The sequence below is a fragment of the Pseudogracilibacillus sp. SO30301A genome (assembly GCF_037072025.1).
Classification (GTDB): domain Bacteria; phylum Bacillota; class Bacilli; order Bacillales; family Amphibacillaceae; genus Pseudogracilibacillus.
The window spans coordinates 60,118-79,769 of record NZ_JAXHDD010000008.1 but is presented as its reverse complement, the minus strand read 5'-3'; the positions used below and the strand labels follow the sequence as shown (position 1 = coordinate 79,769).

Here is a 19,652-nt window from a genome sequence, read left to right as displayed (position 1 = left end):
ATCATTAATAGAATAATAGTCTTCTTTTGTAGATATACCCTTATAGATTATACTAATGTTAAATATAAAATGCAATAACAGCAACTATTATACAGCAAAAGCATTAATTAATAATTTTACTTATTTGGTAAAAACAAAACGAAAATTGACTGGCTGTCAAGTTTCGTTTTGTACTTCTATTAAGCGCTTATGATAAATCCAGACTTTTTTATTATCTAGGGACCCATAATACCAATAACCATTTCTGACTTTGTCAGTTCTTTCCACATGGAACTCTCTATTTTTAAATGGACCTAAATCGTTATAGATTACATTCTTTTTCGAACCCCACGGACGATCGTAAGCCTTCCCTTTACCAACTAATTTAAACAATTTCAAATCTTGATCAATAAATACTAATTCATGTGACACTACATCTGTCGCTCTCATCCAACCGATAATTCCTCTAACATAGCTTGGCTCATTACTTAATAAATAAAAACGTTCACCATGAAACATAGCTTGCTTTTTTATAAAGTAAGAATTACCTTGTATGCCTTTAGATGATTTATACCCGGATAGATCTTTTGGCGTTTCATAAATCATTGACTCTCCTTCACGGATTCTTCCTATCCTACTGATCAAGCGCTCTTTGTATTCCGTTTTTTTAGGTTCGATATTTTGTACGAATGCATCGTAATCTAAGCTTTGATGTATTGCTTGCTCCCTATATTCTTTACGCTTCTTCTTAGGGAGTTTTTTCCACATATTCAAGAATTCCTCGTACATTGGCATGATAACTTCTACATCGCCATACTCCTTCACGGTTCCAAACTCTAGCCAAAGGATTTTGTCACAGAACTTTTTCATTTGACTGATAGAGTGACTAACAAAAATCATTGTCTTTCCAGAATCCTTGAATTCTTTCATCTTTTCTAAGCATTTTTCAGCAAAAGCCTTATCCCCTACAGATAGTGCTTCATCTATCACTAAAATATCAGGGTCGATATTTACTGAAATAGCAAAACCCAACCGTGACTTCATTCCACTTGAGTATGATTTTACAGGCTGGTCAATAAACTTTTCTAACTCTGAAAATTCAATAATATCATTTTCTAATGCTATAATTTCCTCTTTACTAAATCCTAACATTAACAATTTTAATTCAATATTATCTCTCCCGGTTAAATCATTGTTAAGACCTGCAGCAACAGCAATTAATGAAACTTGGCCATTAACCTTTACAGTTCCTGATGTCTCAGGGACAATTCCTGAGATAATGTTTGATAGAGTTGACTTTCCTGAACCATTTATCCCTACAAAACCTATTACTTCACCATGGTTTGCTTCAAAGTTAACATTTGAGAGTGCGTAAAAATCTTCACCATAATTTTTAGGTGTGATCATATCAAAAAAGCGCTCTTTCGTATTATTATACAATTTATATTTTTTCATAAGGTTTTTAACTATTATTGCCTTATCCAATTTCATCACAAGCCTTTATAAATAATCAATGAAATGTCTTCTGAATTTGACATGTAACATCGAACCAAACAAAAACAAAATAATGACTAGCATCCAAAAGTATAGTGAGTATTGCCAGTGGGAAATAAAGTACCACTCTGTTCCAAAAAACGCAGCTCTATATCCTTCGATTAAGTAAAACAAAGGATTTAACTTCATAATATTCATTATTAGTGGAAAATCCGCCAATAACGTAATTGGCCATAAGACTCCAGATATATACAGTAACATTCTTAATATAGAGTTCAACAACATATGAAAGTCTCTAACTATCGTCGACAGCGTTGATGTGATTAGTGAAATAGCAAACAATAAGCAAAATGCTGCAAACATAAAATATATTAATTGAAAATAATAAATCGATACGTAATAGCCCATAATTTGAAAAATAACAATTGAAATACCTAATAGTGCTAAATGGATATAAAAGTTAGAAAATATAACAATATTTGGAATAACGCTCATTGGAAAATTCATTTTAGAGAGCATACGCAGCCTTGTATAAATAGACTTAGATCCCTGGATCAATGCTTGATAACTGAATGTCCACAAAAAGAATCCAGCTAGAAGCCAGGCGAAAAAAGGAATATCTACGTTCCCCATTTCAATAGGTTCTCGGCTTCGTATAGTTCCAAATACAAACCAATATATCAATAGCTGTATACCTGGATTAATTACTTCCCAAGTAGTCCCTAAATAGTTATTACGATTATTACTCTTTATCTCATATATTGATAACCTTCTAATTAAATAAAAGTTTTTAATTTGTTCTATTATTACAGTAATTGCAGATTTCATTTGAAAAATCTTTCCACCCCTTCGTTGCATCCTCCGTCACTTCATAAATTATACATGTAAGTTTTTTAAAACACAAAAAAGATGTGACAATAGGTATGTTGTAAGATTATTTTCTAATAAAGATTTTTTCGCCTTTCACTTTATCATCTTTTCACCGAACCAAACTTTTGCCTAGTTCATATTATTACATTTTGAGTTGCAATTCTATACTTTCAGTCTTTTTAGGTCCATTAATTTGATATAATATTATTTGTCGAAGTGTTAATAGGTATAATTTGCCATTTTAAAAGGAGTGATTGGAAAGTTAAGTATAATTTTTGCTTATTTGTGTTCATTAGTCATGGGCTTTTATTCCCTTTAGAATCATTAGCGGGTAGTACAAATGAAGACATTACAGCTTCGAATAGAGGTTCTATCAGGACTGGAAAAATTGTTGCAGATGAAAATGAAGAAATCCCGTTATAGAGGATGTTCAAAAATTCCGGTAAAAATCACACTGCGAATTTCGCACGAATGCTTGTTTCTCCGCTACTCATGTATCTAAATGCATACATTCCGCTGACGGGAGCTGCGCCGCCTCGAACTTCTTGATCCTTTTTATGCTCCTTTTTGAACACGCACTTATACAAAGATGCAGAACAATTTGTGGTTGATGCCAAAGAGGAAGAAAATATTTCAGATGAAGTAAACATTGAATCTAGCAATATACTATTCTATTTAGAAAATAATGATCAAGTAGAAGTTATTGAAGAATTAGAATCATACTCTTTCATTGAATTTATTCAAGAAATAGAAATTAATGATGCACTCTCTGAATCGAATGAAGTAAGTTTGGAGAAACCATATATCTGGCAAGGTTACATAGAAAATAAATATCTAGAAGTTAAGCTAGATAGTGATATTACCAATGAAGAGGACAACCAAAACGAACACGCATCTGAAAATGAACATAAGTTTAAATTTTTTTACGCTAGACTTCATTGATGCCCTTTCTCTTACATTCGTGGGTAATTTTTTAGTAACTCCTCTTTTGGTTACTTTCAACATTCTCTACATGTTTCTTTGAATATACCCGGTTACTTTTTTACCGTTTACTGTAGTTGAAATTTCATACCAGTGTGTTGAGAAGGTTTGATAGTTTAGTACTGAACCAATTGGAAACGATGTTAGAATGCTAGCTTTAGTAGAGGCTCTACTCCTAACATTTATTGGAGAAATGGATGCTATTCCTCATAATGTTTTCTGACTTTTAACAGCATTTTCAACATGTTTTTATGTATATCCTGTTTGTGTTTTTTCCGTTGATATTTAATATCACTTCATACCCAATAGTTATTGTAAGTTTTATACTCTAAAACAAAACCAATAGGGCAATTGGTCAATACTTTCGTTTTTGTTTGTTGAAGCCTTCGTACAGATATTGGTTGTTGATTTCAGAGCAATCCCTCGGTAAATTTTTGATTTGAAACATTTATTGATTGGATTATTTGTTTTTCTTTTGCTTGAGCATTATCTTTTTTGTCTGAATTTTTTAATGTCCCATCTTCTACAGCAGGTTCGATATCTTCCTCAGGAACAACTATTTTTTTTCTTTTAACTGTTCTTTGTCAATATCATTAACAAAATCTTCATTAACATTTTCTGTCTCTTATCCTTGTCCCTGTTCATTATCTTCATCCTCTGCTTTAATAACCCCTTCTACTACGGTTTCGTCATTAACTTCTTAGGATGTTTTTTACATCCTCTTCCAATGTTTCTTCCGTGGAATCTATATACCTTATAAAAGAATAATGTTCATTTTCTTTGTTTATAAGAGATGTGATGGTATTGTTTGGTATTGTTGCTATAATTGTTTCATCCGTTTCATTCTCATACAAGAAAATCTCTTCGTCTTCAGAAAATAAGAAAACTTCTAGTTTTGTCCTGAGTCCTGCCTGTTCTAAAAAGAATCTAAAAAAAAGAAGAAATATGGTTTTCGTATCAAGACTTTACTATATTTTTCTTCGCTTTATCATAAGATTTATAGTATAATAGAACATTGATTGAGTATTCTTTTATATGGAGGAATTCCTAATGAAAAAAGTAATCACGTATGGAACGTTTGATTTACTCCATACTGGACATATAAATATATTGAGACGTGCAAAAGAACTTGGAGATTATTTGGTTGTAGCCATTTCTTCTGATGAATTTAACGCTGGAAAAGGCAAAAAAGCATATTACTCATTTGAACAACGAAAAGCGATTTTAGAAGCAATTCGCTATGTGGATGAAGTCATTCCTGAGCATACATGGGAACAAAAGATCGATGATATAAAAAAACATAATATCGATGTGTTTGTGATGGGAGATGACTGGGAAGGAAAGTTTGATTTTCTAAAAAGTTACTGTGAAGTTGTTTACCTTCCTCGTACGGTGGGTATTTCAACAACACAAATTAAAAAAGAATTGAACAAGATCAATCATGCGTAGAGAAATTGCAATCAGCATCTATCTTGCTGTCTTTCGATTCTTTTTTACTGTTTTTAATCGCTTTTCTTTACAAGAAAAAACAACATTTGTTGTATCCTTTGGCGGAAATATTGAAGCAGTAGTTGACGAATTGGAAAAACAAGTTTCAAATCAGCAAGTTGTCATTTTAAAGGCTAATAATTGCAAGGTGAAATTTGATAAACAAAATCGGGAAGTATTATATTTTGAATCAATGAATCTAGTACACTTTTTAAAATCAATCTACCATCTTGCAACATCAAGTCATATTATTATAGATAACTATTATGGCTTTTTAGCTGTAACAAATTTTAAACCTAAAGTAAAATGTATTCAATTATGGCATGCTGCAGGTGCGATTAAACAATTTGGATTAGAAGATTTAACAAATGGAAATCGTACGGAAAAAGCTTTAATGCGGTTCAAACAAGTTTACGAAAAATTTGATCACGTTGTTGCTGGTTCAGATAAAATGGTTACCATATTCCAGGATAGTTTTGGGTTACCAGAGGAACGCTTTATGCGTACAGGGATACCGAGAACGGATTTCTTTTTTGATGATATTAGGAAGAAGAGAGCGGAAAATAAGCTTCTGACTGATTTTCCTGTTTTAAAAAACAAAAAAGTGATTTTATATGCGCCAACTTATCGGGATGATGAGCTTGATGGTGCAAAATTGGCGATTGATCTAGATAAGATGTATGAACAGTTTAAATATGATTATGTTTTATTTTTACGTCTGCATCCTGCAGTAAACGGTGAATTTGAAAATAAGTATCCTGGATTTATATATAATGTTTCCAATTATTCTAGTATAAACGAATTATTACTCGGTACAGATATTTTAATCACTGATTATTCTTCTATACCATTTGAATTTTCATTACTCAAGAAGCCAATGATTTTTTATGCGTATGATTTGGAAGAATATTCGAAACAGCGTGGAATATGGTCTAATTATAAAGAGGAAGTGCCTGGTCCAGTTGTTGAAACAACTAAAGAAGTAATTGAATTGATTGAAAAAATGGAATTTAATTTAGAAGAAGTGCATTACTTCGCTAAAACCTGGAATAAATATTCTACTGGCAATTCTACTAAAAACTTAATTAGCGCATTATATGAGGAAACACCAACTGAACAAGAAGAGCGAATCCGTGAGCATGTTTAAGTGCTTCACGGATTTTTGATTATATTAGAATCATTTTTAATTTTTTCAACTTCGTCTATAGTCAATTCTGTTAGTTCTGCAATTTCTTTGACTGACATGTTGTTGGTCATAAGTAATTTTTTCGCAAAGTTCCGTTGCGCATCTTTCTTTCCTTCCTCTCGACCTTCTGCTCTTCCTTCCGCTCGTCCTTCTGCTCTTCCTTTTTGTTCCCCTTCTTCACGTTCCAATTTGAAAATCTCAACAAGTGTTGGTGATGGATCTTCCCTATTCGCTTGTAACATATGATTTTCCTCCTCATAAATAATCGGGCGAATTGAATTCGCTAATTCCTTTGACAACTCTGGTGGCAACGTTAACAAATAGTCAATGAAATGAAACATTGCTTGGACGGACTCACGTGAATATGCTTTATTTCGAATGATTTCTCGCATTAGCTTCCTCTTAAATGCATATCGTTTGTCAACATTGCTTTTCGTTTTATGCATATATTGTGTTGCGAGCACTATTTTACTAAACAGTTTATTCGATTGTTCCAGTTCTCTTTCATCATAATCAAAAATTTTGCGGTTAGTGTATTTATAATGGAGCGTTGTGCCGAAATAACTATAATGAAAATGTTGTGGTTGTTTGGTCTGAGTTGGAGATGTGATTACTGCTAGGGCTACAATTTTTTGTTTATGGCGATCGTAAAGACGATAGAAATATCGAAACATACGCTCAGAAAAGTCTTTTTCATCGTCACCTTGGATCTCGACATGGACGATAATCCACCTTTCATCGCCATCTTTCAACTGTACTTTTACGACTTGATCCGCATACCTTCTGCCTTTTTTCTTATCTATTATTTCTTGGAAAAGTTCTTGTTGCAAAAACTCATATGCTTGTGAAAAATCTACTTGCTCCCATAATTCAGGAACAAAAAACAGTAAAAAATCCTCAAATAACTCACTTATTATCTTTTTCCATAATCCGTCTTGGTCGATTGCCTTTGTTTCATAAGTTTTTGGTTCTTCCATTATATATGAAACTGCTTCCAATTATCAACGCCCCCATTTACCAATTATTTAGTCCTATTTTACCACACCTAAATGAACAATAAAATTTTATAACTTTCTAAAACTTTATTTATTCTGCCCATTCACTGCTGTATCTTTTTTTATCCGCAGAAGCTTCAAAACTCCGTCAACAACCGGCCGTTTCCCTCCAGCAACTAAGCCCGCAATTTCTGCTAGCACATGTATGAGAATTAACACAACTAACGTAACAAGTAACGAAACAACAAGTGATGCTTCTGAAAAAAGAATAGCTAGAATTCCAAACAACAAACTAAAAGCATACATGATTAGAACAGATTGACGATGTGTAAATCCAACACGTAGTAACTGGTAATGAATATGTTTATTATCTGGTTTCATAATTTGTTGTTTATTAGATGCTCGACGAATGATCGCAAATAATGTATCAAAAATCGGCACTGCAAGAACAATAACCGGGATAATAAAGCTAAATAAAGCGATATTTTTAAATAAACCGAGCATCGAAATAACTGCAATCATATACCCTAAAAAATTTGATCCAGTGTCTCCCATATATATTTTCGCAGGATAAAAGTTATGGTATAAGAAGCCAAGATTTGCACCGATAATTACAATTGCTAAATAGGCGGCAAACACTTGCATATCAACGATTGCCATAAATAACATACTTAAAAGCGCAATCGTTGAAACACCTGTAGCGAGTCCATCTAGACCATCAATTAAATTGATTGCATTCGTTATGCCTACTACCCAAAGAACTGTAATAAGTACACTAAAAACGCCTAGATCAATCATACCAATGAACGGAAGTGTGATCCGTTCAATTATTAATCCTGATGATATTAAAAAAGAAGCCGCTATTAATTGACCAGAAAGTTTGACTATTGGTCTAATATCGTAACGATCGTCTAACATTCCGGTAATCACAATAACTAGAGCTCCAAGTGAAATTTCCAGTAAATGAACATGGGAAGGTTGCAAATATAGTAAACCTAATGATGCACCAAGAAAAATTGCTAAACCACCTATTCTTGGCGTTGCATTTTTATGAATCTTACGTCGAACGGGAAGATCAACGATATTAAATTTGATCGCAAGCTTTTTTATTGGAAAAGCAAGAAAAAATGTTGCAATGAGAGCAATGAAAGATGCAATCATTAAATCAATATAGTTTAACATAACAATCTCCTTAACAGAAAGAAACGTTCTTCGGGTAACATATTGAACTAGCTAAATTATATCGAATACTTGTCAATTCATGCAAATATTAGTCCAATTTTGAAATAAGGTAAAAATTAATGTTTTAGGAGATTATACTGTCACTTTTAGTTCATTTAAACATAAGCTTAATGTAGAACATGTCGAAGGGCGGTTTTGAATTGATTTCCAATGTCATGAAATTAAAATTGATTGCACTCGCAGCGAAGCATGGTATTCAAGTAGAGCATTTCACTCCAGGTGAAATAATTGTCAGCATCGAAACATGGCGAGAGTATTATGACAATCTCCTCCAGCTGATTGATGATTTAAATCTAGATCCAAATATTCAATCCATTACATTTGATCCTTCTATAGGGTATGTCTATATTTACTATGATCATTCTGCTTTACAACATAAAGAAACAATTAACAATTGGATACGAATTTTTGAAAAATATTCGTTTTAAATACGGATATTTTTATTTTTTTGTAAAATGATTAGTTATTTAGGCTTATGTACTTTATATTCAACAATGGCCTTCTTTCTCTACTATGGTAGTAACTCAGACACTTTAGACAATATTAAAAAGTTGTTTCTAAAAGGACTTTTTTTGTATTTATAAAAACGAGCGCATCCTACTTTATAAGTAATTAATGTTCACAACGCTTACTATATCAACATTAAGCAAATTATATGACGTTAATATGTATGCGTAAATGTCAAATGCTTACATTGAACAGTTAGTCCGATTGACGCTAATATGTTTCAATTATAAGATTACGTTTAGTGACTACCTTAGAAAGAAAGGAAGGAAGGATGAATAGATGGAAGAGCCCGAAAGAAACAAAAAAGTTTTATTACAGCGGTCTATATTCATAATAATTACCCTCATATTGTTGTGTTCACCAATTTTTTCTACCTCACTGGGAATACATAAAAATGTAATTCATGCTGAATCGGCTCCTAATATTGAGCAGCTTGATTTAGGTGAGGAGGAAATGAATACAGAAGGTGATGATATTACAAAGCAAAATGATACAAATGAAAATGAGCAAGAGCAACCATTACCGATAGTAATCAAATCAGATTTGGCTTCATTTTTACAAGAGGTACAAGCAGAGAATTTAAATGAAAGCGACTACACAGAGGAAAGCTGGAATCGATTCATGCAAGCGGTGAATAATGCTGAAAATATTTTAACTGATGAAGACGCCAGCCAAATCCAAGTGGATTCCGCATTAATTAATTTAAACTTTGCTAGAAACGGTTTGCTAATACCAATCCCTCCAATTGGAATAATTCCAATTGTGGATAAGGATGGCTTAGAAGATTATCTGAACCAAATGAAAGAGTTAAATAGTACTCTATATACAACAGATAGCTGGGCTAGACTTGAGGCTGCTATGGAAGAAGCTGAGGCTGTTTTAGAAAATGAAGATGCAACACAACTAGAGATTCATAGAGCTTATACTAATTTATATAGTGCTTTTCAAGCATTGGAAGAACTATTTACAACGATTCCTATCACAGCAGATAAATCAGAGCTTGCAACATATTTGCAGGAGTTAGATGGAAAAGAATTAACTGAAAAAGATTATACCGATGAAACATGGAGTAAGTTTGTTAGTGCACTCACTACTGCAGAGCTTGTAATGGCTTATAAATATGCTACACAAGAACAAGTAGATAACGCATTAGATGCTTTAAAGAATGCATATGAAGGCTTAATAAGAGATTTACCTATCCGACCTCCAGTTGAGCCATTTCCGGATAAATCTGAACTAAAAAATCTTTTAGACGACGTTTATGAGGAAAGTCTTGATTCCGATCTATATACAGCAGATAGTTGGGAACCATTTCAGCAAGCCTTAACAAATGCTGAAAAAGTATATAGCTCTAACTTAATAACACAACAAGATGTTGATGAGGCGGTTGAAGTATTAACGGATGCGTATAACGGTCTTGAATTAATTCCTCAAGAAGACCCTAAGGAGCCTCCTCGTAAACCTAAGACTCCTAAGGAACCTGAACCACCTAAAGATCTTGAAGAACCTAAAGTGGCAGATGTTGATAAAACAAAGCTTCAGGAATACGTAAATGAAATAAAAGCAAAAGAATTAGATGATAATTCTTATACTGAAAATAGTTGGCAATCATTTGAGAATTCACTGGCACATGCCGAAAACGTATTAGAAACTGAAGATGCTACACAAGAAGATGTCGATCAAGCATTAGAGCATTTGAAAGAGGCATATGAAAATTTAGAGCATATTGAAAAAAATAGTGAAAATAATCAAGAAGAGGAATCTGAAACTTTTGGAGAGGCTGGGTCTGAATCTAGTGGTGGCGATGGTAACCTTCCTAACACGGCTACAAACAGCTGGAATTACGTTTTAGGTGGTATTTTATCCATTTTAATTGGACTAGGTGTTTACACAGCGATACGTTTCAGAAAAGCAATTTAAGTTATAAAAAGACACTTAGGTAAAAGTATTTGTCCATAATATGTCCGAACTAGATTAGTTCGGATTTTTCTTTTGGCTACTTTTTTAGGTTGAACTATTAAGGATACCACTTTGAATGTTCTCCGCTTCATTTAAACATCACGGAGATTTCTTTAGCAACAAAAATTATTATCTTCACTTCTTCTGTTTTACAGGTGTTTTGTTCTGACTCACTACATGCAAAGATTATGAGTCTGTTCATTAAATGAATCAATCAAAAACACTTTACGCATGCGGTGAACCTCCTAATAAAGTTTATAAAACAATTTCTTATTATCTAAGTAAGTTATATTTTTAATAAAATCCGATCATGCCCTTTACTATTATGTAATTTCTTTAAAAACACCACATACGTAAAATTTCTATTTTCGATCAAGAAAGTTTAGGTAATGAAAATATGCAATTACTTGGCTTGTTCGTTTTATTTGTAGGTCTAGTTGGTTTAACGATGTTTTAATAAACATACTGGAGTTATCAGTTAAATAAACCATTGCTTGTTCACCGTGCTGTACATACTTTTTGATGTGATAATAAGAGAGCCAAATGCAGTCCCTGTTTTTTACCGATGTAGTTGGAAACATATATATTCCTTCCTGATGAAAGATTGGTATAGGCAACTTACTTTTTATTCCCAAAATCTTTTTTACAGTCTCCGCTCTTCCTTCTAATGATGCACCATTATCTGTACAATTAAAATCGATTAATTTAACAGGTGAAAGCGGTGAATATGTAATATCATTTTTTTCTTCAATAATTTTTGCTTTATAATAACTGTCATGTGCATTCATAATCGCCTGCGTTTTGGCAGTTATTTTATAAAACATTTACTCTCCTTTCCGGGCATAAAAAAACCTAAAGTATAAGGTTTTTCTTTATTAGGAGGTTTTTACTAAGTATATTTTACTACTTTTAAATAAATTTGTCTATTTTATGGATTTCCCTTTATTAAAACTTGGCATTCGCCAAGCCTTTTATGGTGAGTGTTTTAGTTGCACTTATGCAGTAGGAAAGTTTTATACTTTCCTATCTGCCAAAAAATAATAAGAATGCCTTCGATGAGGGGGCATTCTTATTAACTACTACCTTGTGTTATTATTGTTATTGTTATTGTTATTATTGTTGTCGTCTAAATTATTATCGTCTAAATCATCACGAATAACATCACCATTATCGTCCATTTGCTCACGATTTAGATTATCATCATTGTTATTCATATCTCTGTTACGATTTAGATCACCGTTGTTATCGTTTTGATCCATATTATCATTTACAGGTGCATTGTTATCTTGACCAGGTGTCTGATCATTATTATTGTTATTTGGCGTTCCACAAGCACTTATAAAAGTTAATACCAACATAACCGTAAATATCCTTTTAATCATAAAGTCTCCCTCCCTTACATCATTTCTTCTCTTTTAGCTTATCCATTTTTTTTCAGGTCATTCTTGCTAAAGGATTAATTTTTGTAAGAGAGAGTATTTTTTATTTTATTGCAAACATTATTTCCGCTTCACAGGCAACTTCCCCATTTACGGTCGCTATTCCTTTTCCTTTTCCTATCGCACCTCTCATGCGAATGATTTCCACTTCTAACTGTAGTTGATCACCTGGCTTCACTTCGCGTTTGAAACGGCATTTATCAACGCTAGCTAAAAATCCAATTTTCCCTTTATTTTGCTCCATATCAAGGACTGCGATTGCACCCACTTGCGCAAGTGCCTCTAAAATAAGCACTCCTGGCATTACAGGATATTCAGGGAAATGACCTGCAAAAAACGGTTCATTTGCCGCTACATTTTTCACGCCGACAACACGTTTTCCTTCATCCATTTCGAGCACTTTATCGACAAGTAAAAAAGGATAACGGTGTGGAATAATTTCTTTAATTTGCTGTACATCTAACATCGTTATTACTACCTCTTTTCCATTGATTATTTTAAGATGAGAAACAGATATATTGCCTTTGAAGTAAAAAACCGTTGAAATGGCACTTTTTCTCATGTATTAGCCCAAAATAATCCTGGCTAATTTTATCGATAAAGAGTGCGTCTTATTCAACGATTTTGCTATACCTAAGGTAAAACGTTTTTCACTAACAGCCCCTTGATGATAGGAGACTCTAATTATTCTTTTTGAACAATGTCTAAAATATGCTGCCATGTTTGTAAATCTAGAGCTTCAGTTAGATTTCCGTCACCTATAACACCATAACCGACGATTACACCTATTATCAAACATAGTACAAATAGAATGAGAACTACAATAATGCGTAACCATATAGGAAACTTACGAACTTGATACTGTTTGCGAACTTGTTTCTTCGCTCGTCTCGCTTCTTTTTTGGTATTATTATCTTCTATTGTATTTTCATTCGTTTCTTCTTTATTCGCTAAGTTTGTTGCCATTTCACTTTCACCTTTACTATTCATTTAAAAAGTTTTTTAAATGATTAAATTTACCACAAATTAACGTAATTGATTTATAAGTCCTTGCATCTGATTAGCCATCGTAATTGTTCTTGAATTAAATTGATAGGAGGGCTGTGCATTAATTAACTGAGTCATTTGTTCACCGATATTAACATTCGACATTTCGAGTGTTGGGCTTGGTAATAAACCCGTATTCATATCGACCGGATGAACTAAATCATTTATATTCACGCCAGCTCCATCCGGTATTCACCGATGGCTTCTAGACTTCTTGAACGTGAAATTTCAACAACAGATAGTGCCCCTACTTGTTTAATCTCGGTACCATGCTTTACCGTAACCACACCATTGTCTTCGATATGGATATCATCAAAATTTGCTGCAAATTGTATAGTCCATTTATACCAATAACAGGATCTCCATCTTTTACTTCTTTCCCGTTGTTAATAGGCTGTAAGTAAAAATATCCATCCCGCGTGTACTGGATTTCATTTTCTCCTTGAATTTGGTAAAAATGATGTTCATTACGTAACAACGTATCTAACGCACGATGCGTATTTTTGATTTGCACCGAGGGATAAATTATTGTTTATCGCTCCAAGTCTTGCACCTGTCCCAACTCGAATTCCATCCGGTGTAACCCGACCTAGAGCATTTTCAGGATCAGTCATATTCATAATCTGCTGAGTAAGGAGGTTTGAAAATTCCGCTTGTCTTGATATATAGCCGTATGTTTCACTGTTTGCATAGTTGTGACCAATCATATCAATTTGGTTTTGCAACTGATTCATTGTTACCGCTGCTTGGTCCATTGTACGTATTGTCATTATTTATCCCTCCTTATCTTAATCGTGCAATATCGTTAACTGCTTTCCCTATACTTTCATCATATGCTTTTAACACATATTGATTCATTTCAAAACTATGATATGCGTTCATTATATCTGTCATAGACTGCATGGTATTTACATTGGAACTTTCTAAATACTGCTGATGAACGGTAAAATTCGCTCCTGCCGCATCTGGATTTAGCGCATTAACATTCCCTGCTTCTGCACTTAATAAATCATTTTCCTCTTTTATTAATTCATTCGTATTTACAATATAGACAATTCAAAATAGCGCATTTATCCCATCCACTTGGACAACTCCATTAGCCGTCACGGTAAACTCAAGTCCGTTCGTTTGTATTGGATTACCAGCTTGGTTACGTACATAATAACCTTCATTTGTTGTTATAAAACCTTCTGTATCAACTGTGAAGTTACCATTTCTTGTGCAACGCACATCCCCGTCAGCGTTTTGAACGGTAAAAAGGACTCCACTTGTATTATAAAGTGTATCATTATCAACAAGAGCTAAATCCATAAACAACCTGTTTCCCTAATATCTCTCTTAGGAAAATTTGGAATGTACTCCTGTGCATATAATCCCGTATTTAAACTACCGATCGGTCTGATAACTGGTAATTTTAGTCCATTTGTCGTTGAACACATCTGTCTAATTAACATTTCCGGAAAGGAACGCAAAACACCCTGGTCTGCTTGCCTAGTGTATTCGCATTTGCTATATTATTTGAAACTAATTCTTAGTGTCGCTGCTAGGCAATCATCCCACTTGCTGCTGTATAAAAACCTCTTAACAAGTGGCTCCACTCCTTTGTTTATCGAAGCTCTTGTTTGCATTTAGCCAATTTTTACGCGATCAATTTTATCGATATTTGCAAGCATTATTCCTGTTCCTTTTGCAACACAGTTCATTGGCTCCTCTGCTACTAAAACAGGTACTTTTAATTCTTCTGCAAGTAACTGATCGATTCCATGAATCATTGCGCCGCCACCTGTTAAAATGACTCCACGATCGATAATATCAGCAGATAATTCAGGTGGTGTCCGTTCTAAAACAGATTTTGCCGATTGAACAATTAATGTAACCGATTCTCTTAACGCTTCTTCAATTTCTTCTGAATTAACCGTAATCGTGCGAGGTAATCCACTTACCATATCACGTCCACGAATATCGATACTTTCATGTCTGGAATCTTTAAATACGGTTCCAACATTTATTTTTATATCTTCTGCTGTTCGTTCACCGATAAGCAGTTTATATTTTTTCTTAATATACTGTAAAATATCGTGATCAAACGTATCTCCAGCAAGTTTGATCGATTCAGCTGTCACGATATCTCCCATGGAAAGTACCGCAACATCTGTTGTACCACCTCCGATATCAATGACCATATTACCACTCGGCTGGAAAATTTCCATTCCTGCACCAATTGCAGCAACTTTTGGCTCTTCTTCTAAGTAAACTTTACGTCCACCTGATTTCTCGGCCGCTTCTTTAATCGCTTTTTGCTCCACTTTTGTAATATTTGTTGGGCAACAAATAAGCATTCTTGGTTTGGATAAAAATCCTTTAACATTAATTTTATTAATAAAATGCTTCAGCATTGCTTCAGTCACATCAAAATCTGCAATAACCCCATCCTTTAGTGGGCGAATAGCTTCAATATTTCCGGGCGTTCTTCCCACCATTAAATATGCTTCTTCACCAACTGCCAGCACCTTACCAGCTACGCGATCCATCGCTACTACAGCAGGCTCATTTAAAACAATTCCTTTACCTTTAAGATGTATCAATACATTTGCAGTTCCTAAGTCAATTCCAATATCTCTCGAAAACATAAATTACTAGTCCTCCTAATCACAGATCATTCCTAATTTTCTCACCTGTTTAATAGTATACTTCTAACATTACATTCTACCACAAACTAATACAATAAACCTCAAATTTTGCAATTAAATATACAGAAATTTATTTTGTAATAATATGATGTAATTCAATAGGCAAAAATGAGTCGTGAATGTTGAATTTAGATAGAATTGAAATCTTTTAATTAAACATGATTATTTCAGATTTTGTGTGGTTAAATTGCGATTTCCGTGGTTATTTCCGTTCTCCAGTGGTTAAATGGAAATCTGCGTGGTTATTTCGGGAATTGGCTGGTTAAATTCTTCCGCCATGGATATTTCGTGTTCTCTGATTAATTCGCATTCTCCATGGTTATTCCAAAATCCCTGTGGTTAAAATTGCATTGTCCGTGGTTTTTTCCGTTGCTCCAGTGGTTAAATGGAAATCTGCGTGGTTATTTCGGGAATTGGCTGATTAAATTCTTCCGCCATGGATATTTCGTGTTCTCTGATTAATTCGCATTCTCCATGGTTATTCCAAAATCCCTGTGGTTAAAATTGCATTGTCCGTGGTTATTCCGAAATCCTGTAATTAAATCGTATTCTGCATGATTATTTCACTAATTATCTGAATAAGTAATACCCTCTCCTATGATTAATTCCCACCTCATGGGTAAATTTTTTTTAGTTAGAAAACACTTTTCAATTAAATGAAACGTATTGAAAAACTCAAGATGATAAGGTAATCTAAATTTACGATTATACATATTGTATATAAAGATAGAGGGAGGGATTGCGTGGAGGATGAAATGAAAGTTCAATATGAACCACAAGTAATCGAAGTAAAGACAGCGCAAGGAAATGGTCTTGCTGTCGCCGCTTTAGTTATGGGGATTCTCGGCGTGGTACTGAATTTAATTCCATTTATACCTTATATATTAGGACTCTTAGCTATTATTTTTGGCATATTCGCATTGACCGAACCAATACGTAGAGGTTTTTCCATAACAGGTATCATTCTGGGTGTGCTAACATTTGTCTTTAAAATTGGTTGGTGGCTCTTGGTCATACTTAGTGCCGCCGCTTCAGCTTAGCTTTTGGCTAAGCTTTTTTTATTTTTTTAAAAATATGCAGGATTCTATCAGTTAATGTCGAATTAATATAAATAACAACATAAATTAGGGAGGAATTTCTATTTGATTTCATTTAAAAAACGTCATAAATCGCATCAATTATTGTCACATGAAGCGCTATTTAGAAGGTTAAAACCAAAATATAGATATAACGAAAGCCTTCAGGCAAATTATCAAAGGTATCGAGCGGGTCACTTTGGTGAAACAAGTGTCGATTACAAGCTTTCTCTTTTTCCGAAAAAAGATTTTTTCCACCTTCCTAGCCTCAGATTAAAGAATCACTTCAAACATTTTCAAATGGACTCCATCATACTTACGCCCAAACTTATTTTTGATTTAGAAACAAAAAACCTTAAAGGCACTTTGGAATATAACGCTACTAACAAACAACTTATCCAAATTGACGGAGTTAAAAAAACCAGCTACAACGATCCACTTCTTCAGGCAAAAATTCAAAAGCGACATTTACAAAATTGGTTGAGCCAATTTGGTATAAAAATTCCAATTGTGACATTGGTCGTTTCTACCAATCCAAGTTCCATTATTCGAAACGAAGAAAATGATTCACTTTTTAATGAACGTTTCATCCCCTTGGAATATTTAATATTTAAACTTGAAGAAATATATGACTCATACCAGGAATATATTATAAGTTTTCACGATTTAAAAAAACTGTATCACTTGATGATAAAATACGATAAACCTCTATTTTCTAATCTCGTAAATTTTTACAATTTGAACAGTAATCATTTCATCAAGGGAATCGCTTGTGAAAAATGTGACTTCTTTCCATTGAACAGGAACCGCGGATATTGGATTTGTCCCAAATGTGGACAAACAGATTATGATGCACATGAGCGAGTTATATTAGATTACTTTCTTTTATACGAGTCAGAAATCACATCGAGAATTTGCACTAACCTGCTACAAACTGCTACTCAAAACACTGTATATCATTTACTTACATCTATGAATTTAAAAAGAATCGGTGGGAAGAAAAACAGAAAATACTTGTCACCAGAATTAAGCAAATTTCCTCAAGATGCAATTCCAAAAATATTTACTACTTCAATATTAGATAAATAAATTTTTTGACTAGAACCGTGCTGTTTCCTACAGCGCGGTTCTAGTTTTGTTGTTATTTTGAAATCCCCGTGGTTATTTCTGAAGTTCCCGTGGTTATTTCAAATCTCCCGTGGTTAAATCCCATTCTACGTGGTTATTTCGAGAATTAGCTGGATAACGGACTTCTACGTGGTTATTTGGGATTTCCCGTGGTTAAATTGAAATTTGCGTGGTTATTCCGGGAATTAGCTGGTTAAATCATTACGCCGTGGTTATTTCAAATCTCCCGTGGTTAAATCCCATTCTACGTGGTTATTCCGAGAATTAGCTGGATAACGGACTTCTACGTGGTTATTTGGGATTTCCCGTGGTTAAATTGAAATTTGCGTGGTTATTCCGGGAATTGGCTGGTTAAATCATTACGCCGTGGTTATTTTAAATCTCCCGTGGTTAAATCCCATTCTACGTGGTTATTTCGAGAATTAGCTGGATAACGGACTTCTCCGTGGTTATTTGGGATTTCCCGTGGTTAAATTGAAATTTGCGTGGTTATTCCGGGAATTGGCTGGTTAAATCGTATTAATTCTAGATAATCGCACAGTAAAAGAGACTCCTTTCATTAAAATCAAAACTCCAGCCAAGGACAATACACGTTCCCCGGCCGGATAAGTAAACAAATTCACCCAAAAGCCTTTTCGATAAATCATCCCCCTTCCAAGTCTTGTTCGATAATAAATCTACTCGGATTGGCTTTCACGTTCGATTCTATACTTTTCCCTCGTCGCTTCACCTCCCCTGATATGACGTATCGATTTGTGATATTCCAAAATTTCTTTTACTTGTTTTGCAAGTTCTGCGTTTATTTCTGGTAAACGTTCTGTTAAATCTTTATGAACCGTGCTTTTCGAAACACCAAATTCTTTCGCTATCATACGGACGGTTTTTCTTGTCTCTACGACATATCTACCTATCCGGATAGTCCTCTCTTTGATGTAATCATGCACACCGGTCGCCTCCCTATGTTGATTTTCTGAGGTGTTAAGTGAGACAAGGTGCGGTGTTGACATGTTATTACGATTAAACAAGGACGTTGGTATCCGCCAATGTTTTAGAAACTACGACACTTGTTTAGCTTCATTTTCCAAATGTGATCTGCTTCTTTTTTTAATTGTCACAAACGAAAGCGGGCTCTCCTCATTAACAATACTAGTCACCGTCTATTTTCTATACGAAAAACTTATTTTTGGTTTAATATGTATAAATGCTAGTTCTGATTTCTAAAACATTCATTTCATCAATATAAGTTTTTCTTACGTCAATTGACCCAAAATACGTGACTTGCCCATTTTGCGATATCCATGTACCATTTTCAGATTCATTATCCGCTTTCCCCAGTTCTATGGGTCCGCATCTTTTTAGGAAAATATGAAACAGTGAAAGCTAATACGATCAGTTCTACTTATAAAAAAGATTCACTAACTCGCACCCCAGATATTAAGCGATTACTCTGTTAATCATATTTTATTAACAATTAATTTTGTTTATGATTAATTTTGAGCTTTTCTAGGAAAAGACAAGGAGTTTAACCTGAATTTTCTATAAATTTTAATGGAGTAGTTCACCTTCACTCT

General features: G+C 33.9%; 23 protein-coding genes and 1 pseudogene. 7 read left to right on the top strand and 17 right to left on the bottom strand.

Annotated elements, in window-relative coordinates:
* Window positions 1-156: 156 nt before the first annotated feature.
* From SPD89_RS22935 to SPD89_RS06455, 3 genes and pseudogenes are all read right to left on the bottom strand, one after another.
* Window positions 157-429, bottom strand: a complete 273-nt coding sequence (locus SPD89_RS22935) for an SH3-like domain-containing protein (protein ID WP_442961075.1) — start codon at window positions 427-429, stop codon at window positions 157-159.
* 264 nt (window positions 430-693) lie between these two features.
* Window positions 694-1,464 (bottom strand): annotated as a pseudogene (tagH, locus tag SPD89_RS22930) (teichoic acids export ABC transporter ATP-binding subunit TagH); the annotation flags it as partial.
* A gap of 15 nt (window positions 1,465-1,479) precedes the next feature.
* A complete protein-coding gene (locus SPD89_RS06455) occupies window positions 1,480-2,301 on the bottom strand; it encodes an ABC transporter permease (protein ID WP_336261134.1) in 822 nt (273 codons plus the stop codon).
* A gap of 609 nt (window positions 2,302-2,910) precedes the next feature.
* Here SPD89_RS06455 and SPD89_RS06450 point away from each other — a divergent pair.
* A complete protein-coding gene (locus SPD89_RS06450; RefSeq protein ID WP_336261133.1) occupies window positions 2,911-3,285 on the top strand; it encodes a hypothetical protein in 375 nt (124 codons plus the stop codon).
* A gap of 66 nt (window positions 3,286-3,351) precedes the next feature.
* Here SPD89_RS06450 and SPD89_RS22925 read toward each other — a convergent pair whose 3' ends face one another.
* Window positions 3,352-3,510: an SH3 domain-containing protein gene (locus tag SPD89_RS22925; protein WP_442961074.1), complete on the bottom strand. Its 159-nt coding sequence runs from the start codon at window positions 3,508-3,510 to the stop codon at window positions 3,352-3,354.
* An 864-nt stretch (window positions 3,511-4,374) separates the two neighbouring features.
* Here SPD89_RS22925 and tagD point away from each other — a divergent pair.
* Together tagD and SPD89_RS06440 are read left to right on the top strand one after the other, a co-directional pair.
* Window positions 4,375-4,773, top strand: a complete 399-nt coding sequence (tagD, locus tag SPD89_RS06445; RefSeq protein WP_336261132.1) for a glycerol-3-phosphate cytidylyltransferase — start codon at window positions 4,375-4,377, stop codon at window positions 4,771-4,773.
* Window positions 4,766-5,959: a CDP-glycerol glycerophosphotransferase family protein gene (locus SPD89_RS06440; protein WP_336261131.1), complete on the top strand. Its 1,194-nt coding sequence runs from the start codon at window positions 4,766-4,768 to the stop codon at window positions 5,957-5,959. The genes tagD and SPD89_RS06440 overlap by 8 nt, the downstream gene beginning before the upstream one ends.
* A 5-nt stretch (window positions 5,960-5,964) precedes the next feature.
* On the opposite strand, the gene SPD89_RS06435 is transcribed toward SPD89_RS06440, so the two are convergent.
* Window positions 5,965-6,996 (bottom strand): hypothetical protein, encoded by a 1,032-nt coding sequence (locus SPD89_RS06435; protein WP_336261130.1) that lies wholly within the window; start codon window positions 6,994-6,996, stop codon window positions 5,965-5,967.
* A gap of 84 nt (window positions 6,997-7,080) precedes the next feature.
* Window positions 7,081-8,175, bottom strand: coding sequence for a glycosyltransferase family 4 protein (locus SPD89_RS06430; RefSeq protein ID WP_336261129.1), 1,095 nt, complete (start codon window positions 8,173-8,175; stop codon window positions 7,081-7,083).
* 200 nt (window positions 8,176-8,375) lie between these two features.
* Here SPD89_RS06430 and SPD89_RS06425 point away from each other — a divergent pair, with 200 nt between their 5' ends.
* Both SPD89_RS06425 and SPD89_RS06420 read left to right on the top strand, forming a co-directional pair.
* Window positions 8,376-8,663 (top strand): hypothetical protein, encoded by a 288-nt coding sequence (locus SPD89_RS06425; protein WP_336261128.1) that lies wholly within the window; start codon window positions 8,376-8,378, stop codon window positions 8,661-8,663.
* A gap of 358 nt (window positions 8,664-9,021) precedes the next feature.
* Window positions 9,022-10,662 carry an LPXTG cell wall anchor domain-containing protein gene (locus tag SPD89_RS06420; protein ID WP_336261127.1) on the top strand — a complete coding sequence of 547 codons (1,641 nt, stop codon included), beginning with the start codon at window positions 9,022-9,024 and terminating at the stop codon, window positions 10,660-10,662.
* Window positions 10,663-11,063: 401 nt separating this feature from the next.
* Here SPD89_RS06420 and SPD89_RS06415 read toward each other — a convergent pair whose 3' ends face one another.
* The 9 genes from SPD89_RS06415 to SPD89_RS06375 form a co-directional block, all read right to left on the bottom strand.
* Window positions 11,064-11,525: a competence protein ComK gene (locus SPD89_RS06415; RefSeq protein ID WP_336261126.1), complete on the bottom strand. Its 462-nt coding sequence runs from the start codon at window positions 11,523-11,525 to the stop codon at window positions 11,064-11,066.
* Between the two features lie 255 nt (window positions 11,526-11,780).
* On the bottom strand, window positions 11,781-12,083 hold the full coding sequence (locus SPD89_RS06410; protein ID WP_336261125.1) for a hypothetical protein: 303 nt from the start codon (window positions 12,081-12,083) through the stop codon (window positions 11,781-11,783).
* Window positions 12,084-12,183: 100 nt separating this feature from the next.
* Window positions 12,184-12,606 carry a 3-hydroxyacyl-ACP dehydratase FabZ gene (gene fabZ / locus SPD89_RS06405; RefSeq protein ID WP_336261124.1) on the bottom strand — a complete coding sequence of 141 codons (423 nt, stop codon included), beginning with the start codon at window positions 12,604-12,606 and terminating at the stop codon, window positions 12,184-12,186.
* Between the two features lie 218 nt (window positions 12,607-12,824).
* Window positions 12,825-13,106, bottom strand: a complete 282-nt coding sequence (locus SPD89_RS06400; RefSeq protein WP_336261123.1) for a DNA-directed RNA polymerase subunit beta — start codon at window positions 13,104-13,106, stop codon at window positions 12,825-12,827.
* A gap of 60 nt (window positions 13,107-13,166) precedes the next feature.
* Window positions 13,167-13,361 (bottom strand): flagellar basal body rod C-terminal domain-containing protein, encoded by a 195-nt coding sequence (locus SPD89_RS06395; protein WP_442961070.1) that lies wholly within the window; start codon window positions 13,359-13,361, stop codon window positions 13,167-13,169.
* A gap of 293 nt (window positions 13,362-13,654) precedes the next feature.
* Entirely contained in the window at window positions 13,655-13,957 is a 303-nt protein-coding gene (locus SPD89_RS06390; protein ID WP_336261122.1) for a hypothetical protein, read from the bottom strand.
* Window positions 13,958-13,970: 13 nt separating this feature from the next.
* Window positions 13,971-14,069 (bottom strand): hypothetical protein, encoded by a 99-nt coding sequence (locus SPD89_RS22920; protein ID WP_442961073.1) that lies wholly within the window; start codon window positions 14,067-14,069, stop codon window positions 13,971-13,973.
* A gap of 174 nt (window positions 14,070-14,243) precedes the next feature.
* Window positions 14,244-14,498, bottom strand: coding sequence for a hypothetical protein (locus SPD89_RS06380; protein ID WP_336261121.1), 255 nt, complete (start codon window positions 14,496-14,498; stop codon window positions 14,244-14,246).
* A gap of 317 nt (window positions 14,499-14,815) precedes the next feature.
* Window positions 14,816-15,817, bottom strand: coding sequence for a rod shape-determining protein (locus SPD89_RS06375; protein ID WP_336261120.1), 1,002 nt, complete (start codon window positions 15,815-15,817; stop codon window positions 14,816-14,818).
* An 803-nt stretch (window positions 15,818-16,620) separates the two neighbouring features.
* On the opposite strand from SPD89_RS06375, the gene SPD89_RS06370 reads away from it, so the two are divergent.
* On the top strand, window positions 16,621-16,917 hold the full coding sequence (locus SPD89_RS06370) for a DUF4190 domain-containing protein (protein ID WP_336261119.1): 297 nt from the start codon (window positions 16,621-16,623) through the stop codon (window positions 16,915-16,917).
* A 102-nt stretch (window positions 16,918-17,019) separates the two neighbouring features.
* Window positions 17,020-18,042, top strand: a complete 1,023-nt coding sequence (locus tag SPD89_RS06365; RefSeq protein WP_336261118.1) for a nuclease-related domain-containing protein — start codon at window positions 17,020-17,022, stop codon at window positions 18,040-18,042.
* Window positions 18,043-18,590: 548 nt separating this feature from the next.
* On the opposite strand, the gene SPD89_RS06360 is transcribed toward SPD89_RS06365, so the two are convergent.
* The gene (locus tag SPD89_RS06360) at window positions 18,591-18,728 is read right to left on the bottom strand and encodes a hypothetical protein (RefSeq protein ID WP_336261117.1); all 138 of its coding nucleotides are present in this window, start codon (window positions 18,726-18,728) and stop codon (window positions 18,591-18,593) included.
* Between the two features lie 30 nt (window positions 18,729-18,758).
* Window positions 18,759-19,025, bottom strand: coding sequence for a sporulation transcriptional regulator SpoIIID (spoIIID, locus tag SPD89_RS06355; protein ID WP_336261116.1), 267 nt, complete (start codon window positions 19,023-19,025; stop codon window positions 18,759-18,761).
* Between the last annotated feature and the right edge of the window lie 627 nt (window positions 19,026-19,652).